General features: G+C 29.3%; 11 protein-coding genes and 1 tRNA gene. 3 read left to right on the top strand and 9 right to left on the bottom strand.

From position 1 onward, the window contains the following. The first annotated feature begins 184 nt into the window (after nt 1-184). Nucleotides 185-682, top strand: coding sequence for a sporulation initiation factor Spo0A C-terminal domain-containing protein (locus KTF99_RS08280; protein WP_003537379.1), 498 nt, complete (start codon nt 185-187; stop codon nt 680-682). Between the two features lie 32 nt (nt 683-714). Here the strand turns inward: KTF99_RS08280 and KTF99_RS08285 are convergent, their stop codons facing one another. The 3 genes from KTF99_RS08285 to KTF99_RS08295 form a co-directional block, all read right to left on the bottom strand. Beyond that, nucleotides 715-1,056, bottom strand: coding sequence for a sporulation initiation factor Spo0A C-terminal domain-containing protein (locus tag KTF99_RS08285; RefSeq protein WP_227174142.1), 342 nt, complete (start codon nt 1,054-1,056; stop codon nt 715-717). A gap of 325 nt (nt 1,057-1,381) precedes the next feature. Beyond that, entirely contained in the window at nt 1,382-1,927 is a 546-nt protein-coding gene (locus tag KTF99_RS08290) for a DUF6431 domain-containing protein (protein WP_003537377.1), read from the bottom strand. Nucleotides 1,928-2,092: 165 nt separating this feature from the next. Continuing rightward, nucleotides 2,093-2,323: a helix-turn-helix domain-containing protein gene (locus tag KTF99_RS08295; protein WP_003537376.1), complete on the bottom strand. Its 231-nt coding sequence runs from the start codon at nt 2,321-2,323 to the stop codon at nt 2,093-2,095. A 145-nt stretch (nt 2,324-2,468) separates the two neighbouring features. On the opposite strand from KTF99_RS08295, the gene KTF99_RS08300 reads away from it, so the two are divergent. After that, nucleotides 2,469-3,176, top strand: coding sequence for a hypothetical protein (locus KTF99_RS08300; protein ID WP_003537374.1), 708 nt, complete (start codon nt 2,469-2,471; stop codon nt 3,174-3,176). Between the two features lie 70 nt (nt 3,177-3,246). Here KTF99_RS08300 and KTF99_RS08305 read toward each other — a convergent pair whose 3' ends face one another. The 4 genes from KTF99_RS08305 to KTF99_RS08320 form a co-directional block, all read right to left on the bottom strand. Further along, the gene (locus KTF99_RS08305; RefSeq protein WP_003537373.1) at nt 3,247-3,585 is read right to left on the bottom strand and encodes a hypothetical protein; all 339 of its coding nucleotides are present in this window, start codon (nt 3,583-3,585) and stop codon (nt 3,247-3,249) included. 34 nt (nt 3,586-3,619) lie between these two features. Next, nucleotides 3,620-3,865: a PF20097 family protein gene (locus KTF99_RS08310; RefSeq protein ID WP_022007294.1), complete on the bottom strand. Its 246-nt coding sequence runs from the start codon at nt 3,863-3,865 to the stop codon at nt 3,620-3,622. Between the two features lie 203 nt (nt 3,866-4,068). Next, the gene (locus tag KTF99_RS08315; protein WP_003537370.1) at nt 4,069-4,476 is read right to left on the bottom strand and encodes a hypothetical protein; all 408 of its coding nucleotides are present in this window, start codon (nt 4,474-4,476) and stop codon (nt 4,069-4,071) included. Continuing rightward, complete coding sequence (locus KTF99_RS08320; protein WP_029480284.1) at nt 4,473-5,993, bottom strand: Y-family DNA polymerase; 1,521 nt, start codon at nt 5,991-5,993, stop codon at nt 4,473-4,475. The genes KTF99_RS08315 and KTF99_RS08320 overlap by 4 nt, the downstream gene beginning before the upstream one ends. Before the next feature lie 353 nt (nt 5,994-6,346). Between KTF99_RS08320 and gdhA the strand changes: the two genes are divergently transcribed. Further along, nucleotides 6,347-7,690, top strand: a complete 1,344-nt coding sequence (gdhA, locus tag KTF99_RS08325; protein ID WP_029480286.1) for an NADP-specific glutamate dehydrogenase — start codon at nt 6,347-6,349, stop codon at nt 7,688-7,690. 17 nt (nt 7,691-7,707) lie between these two features. Here gdhA and KTF99_RS08330 read toward each other — a convergent pair whose 3' ends face one another. Further along, entirely contained in the window at nt 7,708-8,100 is a 393-nt protein-coding gene (locus KTF99_RS08330) for a hypothetical protein (protein ID WP_008791502.1), read from the bottom strand. A gap of 76 nt (nt 8,101-8,176) precedes the next feature. After that, a tRNA-Glu gene (locus KTF99_RS08335) sits at nt 8,177-8,252 on the bottom strand. Between the last annotated feature and the right edge of the window lie 60 nt (nt 8,253-8,312).

An 8,312-nucleotide genomic window follows, 5' to 3' on the forward strand; every position in this document is an offset into this window, starting at 1 on the left:
TACCAAAATTCGTGAGTATTAGCAAATATTCGTTAAATATTAGCTAAAAAAGGCGAAATATTTTAGAAAAACATGAATCTTATTACCTAGTTTACTAAAAGAAAATAAATAATAACAATTCCCCTTTTACTAAAATCATTGTCTTTATATAATAGTTTTTGTCATTATTTGGAAGGAGAATAATATGAAACAATACTACATATATATTTTAGAAGAAGATGAAGAAATATCTGCTGAACTGATTGATCATTTATCAAACAATAATAACATTTGGATAGAAGCAGTCAATAATCTTCAGTCCACAAATCATAGTGAAGTTAAACTTGAACATAATATTACAACAATTCTAAAGCAGGTTGGCATTCCGGCTCACTTGAAAGGCTACATGTATTTAAGAACTGCTATTTTAATGGTATACTCTGATATCGAATTATTAGGTCAAATAACAAAAAGACTTTATCCAAATATTGCTCGCCAATACAGTACGACAGCCTCAAGAGTTGAAAAAGCAATTCGTCATGCAATTGAAAACAGTTGGAATCAAGGTGACAAAAGAAAAATTAATACCATTATTAGGGCCGCCCCAGATTCTCTTAAAGGAAAACCAACAAATTCTGAATTTATTGCTTTAATTGCAGATAAACTCAAAATAAAAAATCGTTATGCATTTGAAAGCAGATAAAAAGAAGTTTTATATGAACTTCTTTTTATAAATTACTCATTATATATTTTATATTCTGACAACAGTCGATCAGTTACCATTGAAATAAATTCTGAATTACAAGGTCGATGTTTAGCTCGATAACCAAACATTTTTTCTAACTCTACAAGATTACCGTTTGACCAAATAACCTTGATTATATGTCGGATTGATTGTTCCACCCGTGACGAAGTTGTAGAATACTCTCTTGCTACACTTGGGTATAATTCTTTTGTAATTTCTGTCAAAATTTCAATATCACTGCATGAACGTTTTATTGCTGAAACTAAATAACCAAATCCGTTTAAATGATTTGGTGCACCTATCGATAAAAATATTTCATATAGTCGTTTCATTATAAATATATTTTTATCTCTACTATTCTTTTCTATCATTTGATCCTTTGGTAAGATCACAATACTAAATTCCCTATTCATTTTTAATAACTTAGTGTCTAATACACTTATCTCCTCACTTTAAACTTTATCCCATATTGAATCTGTTTTTGAGCGCATTAAAGCCCTTATCCCGAGATAACCTTGTACTTCACTAAGAATTTATATCTTAATATATTTTTTATATCAAAATAATTCATTATACTCACTCCCCTCTCTTTATCCCAGGATTAGTATAACAAATTTAGGCCCTTTAAAATATAAAAATTATGTGTATTGATCAAATTTAGCTAAGCTTTTCACTTAGCCGTAATTGAGATACTATTTTTGAGTATGATCTCATCTGCATAAATTGCATTTGATATTTTTTTATAAATACTTTTATTATCTTCTTTTCTTCATCCATTAACGAAAGACCTGTTAATTTCAAAATTTTCGACCATTTTTTTTCATAATTTTTAACTACATAAAAAGCATTAGAACGTTCAATGGTTGGATATACCATCAAAAATTCTTCAAGTCTATGATTATAATATGAACGCAACAATTCAATTTGAGTTGTTACTAGTAACATTGACGAAGGAACCATACATTCTACAAAAAGCGCATGTGTTCTACCGCAATGTTTACACATCACTCGTTGAATTTGAATACATATTTTTCGCGTGGATGTTTTATAATACCTTTGATAATAGCCAATTTTAACTAGTTTACCATTGCTGCCACAGTCACATTCAAGCCCCTTCATATCAACCCGTATCAGTGCTTGATCATATGTTTCTTGTGTGAATTCCTTTTTTAAATATACTGTATCATTTGAAATTATAATCATTTTTAGCTCTCCCGTTTATACTTATATATTACGCTTAATCAGGTAATCAAATCAATAAATATTTTGCTATTATTTGATATACTAAAGATAAAAAACTACGTCTTACTAAACCATTTCCATTAAATACTTATATATGAAATTTAGTTCAAATAACGTAGTTTTATTTTATTTAGTTTCTTGAGGCGGAATATAAGTAACTAATTCTTCTATGTTACACTCAAGATAATAACATAGTTTACAAATAAGATTTGCATCGATCCTTTGAAAAGAATTTTTGCAATATCGATTAAAATTAGGTCGAGGTATATCCAATTCTTTGCATATTTTATTTTTGCTTATTCCTTTATTTTTTAAAATCTGCTCTATATTCATTATTATATGTCCATATTCATTCATTGAAATCACCTCTTTGAAATAAGTATAAATAATAAATTGCCTTTTAGTAATTATCTATATAGATATTTGCTATTTAGTAAGGTATTATATTGATGTAGCTATTTTTCCCAAAATTAATACTTATAACAAAGAAGGAGTAAAATTTATGTATATGTATGATTTTTTTAATTCATTAGACTTATTACAGCAGGTCCCCAATATTAATGATTTACCAAGAGGTAACTATCTATATTTTGGTATTTGTAAAAAAGATGAATTAATTCAAAGAGGTTATAAAGTTAGCTGTGACAAATTGTATCTAACCTATGCAAGATATGATGATTTATCTAATTTATCATACTATCCAATTGATAAGTTCTATAACTATATGAATCAGCTCACATCAAATCTAATTGATTTAAATGAGTTAGACAATAATGAACTTAAAGCTAGCTTATTTGAAGCAATATGGCTTATAAATGAGATTGCATATTTAGAAGAAATTCCTTTTTTTAATGCTAAATTAAACATTGAAGTTTCTACTTTATGTGACATGATCGATCATAATGGTGATGAATTTGATCACAGCATTGACTATTTTGATAATATTGGTTTATTGAAAAAAATTCATATTGCTCAAATTAGATATTTTATTTCACAGTATCTTCGTGCTAAATTGAAAATTAATAAAACTTATTCAAACATTGATTTAGCTAAATTTGATAGTTTCGTTTTAGATTCAATGAATCGATTTATTGAAGTCGCTCCAATTAAGTATAAAGTTGAAATTTATACTAATCTGGATAATCCTGAATTTGACAGTATTTTTGAACAAATCGTAGTTTTAAATGAGCGACAAAGTAACAAAACCTAGTCTTCTTTATTTCTGAATATACGTCATAAAAAAATTCCCTTATTAGGGAAACTTGATTTAATTATACTTTTTAAATTATGGCTTTAACTATAAATGCTCCTATAACAACAATTATCAAAAATTGAAAAAATATACTAATTATATCTATCACTAACGAGGATTTAATCATTTTATGCAATTCTTTCATCAATGGTATCTCATATTTAAATGTAAATAATAAGTTTATTAGAACTATAATTAGATAGAAAACAATAAGTGTAGATTTATTACCATAAGAGAAATTCCCTGACAAATCAGCATGAATAATGACTGGTGATTCAATTGTTTGCCAATTTAGTAACAAGGCTATACCTAAAAGAGCAATAATGATCCAAGAAATAATCTTAATAATTTTCTTAATATTTACCATAGTTTCTCTCCTTTACAGCTTTTCAATAAGCGAATTATAACTCTTTTTCATTAATAATCTCTATTTGACAGCTAGCACATCTAAATACTTTAATTCGACAGCCTTTTATCAAATTTAATTTTGCTAAAATAACCTGCTGTTTATTTGGATGATTAATAATCCAACTATTTTTTTCATTATCCGGAGTCCAACAAATATCATTTTTCCCCGAATAAATATAACCAAGGATCATCTCGCTAGCACAATATGGATATCTCATTGATACTTTCTCAACTTTCATAATTATTTAAATAATCAATTTAAGTATACAATTTTTTATTCAAAAATAAAAATGATTAGATAAACTAACAGCTATTAGTTCTAATCATCTCTATTTTGATACCATAAAATTATCATTAAAACTAAAATATTATATACATCCAGCCACATGAAAATAGCAATATTTTTTTACTAAAATAAACTTATCTCATAATAACCATTAACTTATTCAAGCTCGTATATATCATCAATATTTATTTTTACACCGTTTTCAAGCACTAATAAATTTTCATATTCGTTAATTTTTTTTAGGTGATTTATAATTGTAATGTATTGTCCACCCGACTTTTTTTGATCTGCTTCAAAATATGTTATTTTTATTAACGGTGCTTCAGTAAGATGCTTTAATAATTGTTGTAATCTGAAATTAATAATTGCTATACGATCTTCATCCAAGATTTTTCTTTGAGCTGTTAGTCGCTCAGTTTCCTTAATTGAGTCCTTATGCCCTGTCAGTGCAGCAAAAGGAGCAAATTGAGCTGCACGATCTTCTAATGACATCTGTGGATGCTTGATTGAAATATGATGTGGTAAATTAATAATATCTTGATAGTCATGAATGTTTTTTGTCATGCTTTATGCCCGCCTATTGTTTTATTACGTTCTCTCCCTGTTGCTCCTTCTGCTAAGTTCATCCCTTTTAAAACAGCATTCTTACCATATTTCTTTTTTAACTCCAAAGTTGTTTTTTGAAGTCTTTTTTCTTTCTCTAAATCACGTCTTTGTTTTTCTTCATCTTTCTTTTGTTGATCATAATCAGTAAATAGATCCATTTGTTGTATTGTCGGCTTTATTTTAATACTGCTTTCATCAATAATATGATTGGCAGAAATATTAAACCTTCTAATTGTTAAGAATCTTTTAACATGTTCTTCATACCATTTTAAAACTGCCAAGATAATTAATTTTGCTGATGCAGTATAACTATCAAGATTAATTGTTCCATGGGCATGCTTTGGAATCTTTCGCCCATATCTATCGGTAATTATTTCCTCGCGATAAAGACTACCCGTAGTTACATTTTCAATATCATATCCAATAGTAATAATAATTTGGTTTGTAACAAGCTTTTTATCAACTAAACTTAATGCTAATGCGTCCAGCATTTCTTTAAGTATCAATTTACCTTTTTCGAATGAATAAGGTGAACTCAAAACCTGTCCAATTCCAATGCTATTATTTTCTGGTTTATATGCCTTAATATGTTGCATTGTACAAGGTTCACATCCCCAAGCATGATCAATCAGCAATTCAGCGTTAATACCAAATATACTATAAAGAAGGTCTTCATTATAATATTCATCTTCACTGCCCACTGAACATTTGGCAATATCGCCCATTGTAAATAAACCTATTTTCTTTAATTTTTTTTCATAACCTCGTCCTATTCGCCAAAAATCTGTAATCGGCTGATGATGCCATAAATATTTTCGATATCGCATTTCATCTAGATAGGCAATCCGAACCCCATCTTCATCCGCTTTAACATGTTTAGCAACAATATCCATTGCCACTTTTGCGAGGTATAGGTTTGTTCCTATTCCTGCAGTAGCTGTTATGCCAATCGTTTCTAGAATATCTAATATTATCATTTTAGCAAATTCTCCAGGTGTTTTTCTTGAAGCTTTCAAATAACTAGTTGTATCAATAAAAACTTCGTCAATCGAATAGACGTGGAGATCCTCAGGTGATACATATTTCAAATAAATGTTATATATTCGTGTACTATATTCCATATACAAAGCCATTCTGGGTGATGCTGCTATATAGCTTAATTCTAAATAAGGATTTTTCTTTAGTTGAGAATCAAAATAAGATTTATCTATAAAATTTCTGTCGTTAATTGCTCTTTTTCTTTGAAAATTAACTTCTTTGACTTTTTGTATGACTTCAAACAATCTTGCTCGGCCTGAAATACCGTACTGTTTTAAAGATGGTGATACCGCTAAACAAATCGTCTTCTCTGTTTTACTAGTGTCAGCTACAACAAGATTAGTAGTTAAAGGATCTAGATTTCTTTCAATACATTCAACTGAAGCATAAAAAGATTTTAAATCAATCGCCATATATACATGTCCCGCTGCTTCCATTTTAACACTCCATTTCTAAAAAGAATCCACTGTTTATTCTACTATAGTTTGCCCTTTTTCACAAAGAAAAATCTATTATTATCAAATAATAAATTTTATTTTTAATCCTCACGCTAAGTATACAAAAAATAAGTTTATTAACTTATTAGCTCACTATATTGGAAACTCTCTTTATAGCAGCTATGTATTTATTGATATACAAATAGTATTTTAAAAGACAATATTATAAAGATGGTATTTTTTTATCCAATATAATAATTATATTTATTTATAATATTTTTTTCTTAAATGATTTATTTATTATCAGACTAATAGTATTATATTAAATATACAAGAAGGAGGACAATATAAAAATGGATTATATTACTAAAGTATTTAAGCAAGTAAAAGAAAAAAATGCTGATCAACCTGAATTTATTCAAGCAGTTGAAGAAGTATTAGAAAGCTTACGACCTGTAATCGAAGCTCATCCTGAATATGAAAAACAAGCTATTCTTGAAAGATTAGTAGAACCTGAAAGAACTTTAATGTTTAAAGTACCTTGGATGGATGATAATGGTCAAGTACAAGTAAACCGTGGATATCGTGTTCAATTCTCAAGTGCAATTGGACCATATAAAGGGGGATTAAGATTACATCCTAGTGTAAATCTTGGAATTATCAAATTCTTAGGATTTGAACAAATTTTCAAAAATGCATTAACTACACTACCTATCGGTGGTGGTAAAGGTGGATCTGATTTCGATCCACAAGGAAAATCTGATAACGAAATTATGCGTTTCTGCCAAAGCTTCATGACTGAATTATATCGTCATATTGGACCAGACGTAGATGTACCTGCTGGGGATATTGGTACAGGTGCCCGTGAAATTGGTTATATGTATGGTCAATATCGTCGTATTCGTGGTGCTTTTGAAAATGGTGTTTTAACTGGTAAGCCATTGCCATATGGAGGAAGTTTAATTCGTCCCGAAGCAACTGGATTTGGAGCATGCTACTATGGTAAAGAAGTATTAGAACATTTCAATGATTCTTATGAAGGAAAAACAATTGCTTGTTCTGGATATGGAAACGTAGCATGGGGTGTTTGTTTAAAAGCTCGTGAATTTGGAGCTAAAGTCGTATCAATTTCTGGACGTGATGGATATGTATATGATCCTGAAGGAATTACTACAGATGAAAAAATTGATTTCTTATGTAAAATTCGTGAATCAAATGATGTTAAACTAAAAGACTATGCTGAAAAATTCGGATGTGAATTCCACGCTGGTGAAAAACCTTGGGGATTAAAAGTAGATATGGCTTTCCCATGCGCTACACAAAATGAAATTGGTATAGAAGAAGCTAAACAATTAACTGCTAATGGTGTTAAATACATTATTGAAGGTGCTAATATGCCTACTACACCTGAAGCAATGGAATACTTTATTAGTAACGGTGGAACTCTAGGACCTGCAAAAGCTGCTAATGCTGGTGGGGTTGCAGTTTCTGCATTAGAAATGGCTCAAAACTCAATGCGTTATAATTGGACACGTGAAGAAGTTGATGCTAAATTAAAACAAATTATGAAAGACATTCACGATCATTCAAAAGCTGCGGCTGAAAAATACGGTCTTGGATATGATCTTGTAAAAGGTGCAAACATTGCCGGATTTGAAAAAGTTGTTGCAGCAATGATTTCTCAAGGAATTTATTAATAGATAAGATAAAAGCGCTAATCTTCTTGATTAACGCTTTTTTTATATTCTTCGATATTTTCCATTACTTCTTCATAAAATGACTCAGCATCTAAAATATAAAGTGTTGAAATACCTTTATGTTTTATCTTAACTTTGTGTTTGCTCACTAATTTTATTTCTTTAACATCTTTATAGTCTATCAAAGCTGGTAAGATTCCAATTCCTTTAAATTCATAAACTAGCATCGAATCATTAAATATCTTCATATTATATTTTGTTGTTAACATCATTAATACAACAAACGATAAGATTACACCAATAATCACTTTTGAACGATTATGATCTAGTGCAAAATAAACACACACACCGCCAATCACAAAGAAAAAGATAATTGAAAAAATTAACATTCTAAACTCTTTATATTTCATGAATCCACCTCTTATTAATATTCAATAGTATATCATAATCAAAAATAAAAACAACCCAAAGGTTGCTAATTTCAAATGGTGACCTGTACGGGATTCGAACCCGTGAATGCATGCGTGAAAGGCATGTGAGTTAACCGTTTCTCCAACAGGCCAAATCAATGGTGGTTCCGGCCGGAATCGAACCAGCGACACGAGGATTTTCAGTCCTCTGC

Source organism: Erysipelatoclostridium sp. MSK.7.34 (assembly GCF_019041935.1).
Lineage (GTDB): Bacteria > Bacillota_I > Bacilli_A > Erysipelotrichales > Coprobacillaceae > Thomasclavelia > Thomasclavelia ramosa.

Coding starts and splice junctions, on each gene's coding strand:
- KTF99_RS08310 (WP_022007294.1), bottom strand. CDS start 3,865: ATGAAAGTTGAGAAAGTATCAATGAGATATCCATATTGTGCTAGCGAG.
- KTF99_RS08305 (WP_003537373.1), bottom strand. CDS start 3,585: ATGGTAAATATTAAGAAAATTATTAAGATTATTTCTTGGATCATTATT.
- KTF99_RS08295 (WP_003537376.1), bottom strand. CDS start 2,323: ATGAATGAATATGGACATATAATAATGAATATAGAGCAGATTTTAAAA.
- KTF99_RS08280 (WP_003537379.1), top strand. CDS start 185: ATGAAACAATACTACATATATATTTTAGAAGAAGATGAAGAAATATCT.
- KTF99_RS08320 (WP_029480284.1), bottom strand. CDS start 5,993: ATGGAAGCAGCGGGACATGTATATATGGCGATTGATTTAAAATCTTTT.
- KTF99_RS08330 (WP_008791502.1), bottom strand. CDS start 8,100: ATGAAATATAAAGAGTTTAGAATGTTAATTTTTTCAATTATCTTTTTC.
- gdhA (WP_029480286.1), top strand. CDS start 6,347: ATGGATTATATTACTAAAGTATTTAAGCAAGTAAAAGAAAAAAATGCT.
- KTF99_RS08290 (WP_003537377.1), bottom strand. CDS start 1,927: ATGATTATAATTTCAAATGATACAGTATATTTAAAAAAGGAATTCACA.
- KTF99_RS08285 (WP_227174142.1), bottom strand. CDS start 1,056: ATGAAACGACTATATGAAATATTTTTATCGATAGGTGCACCAAATCAT.
- KTF99_RS08315 (WP_003537370.1), bottom strand. CDS start 4,476: ATGACAAAAAACATTCATGACTATCAAGATATTATTAATTTACCACAT.
- KTF99_RS08300 (WP_003537374.1), top strand. CDS start 2,469: ATGTATATGTATGATTTTTTTAATTCATTAGACTTATTACAGCAGGTC.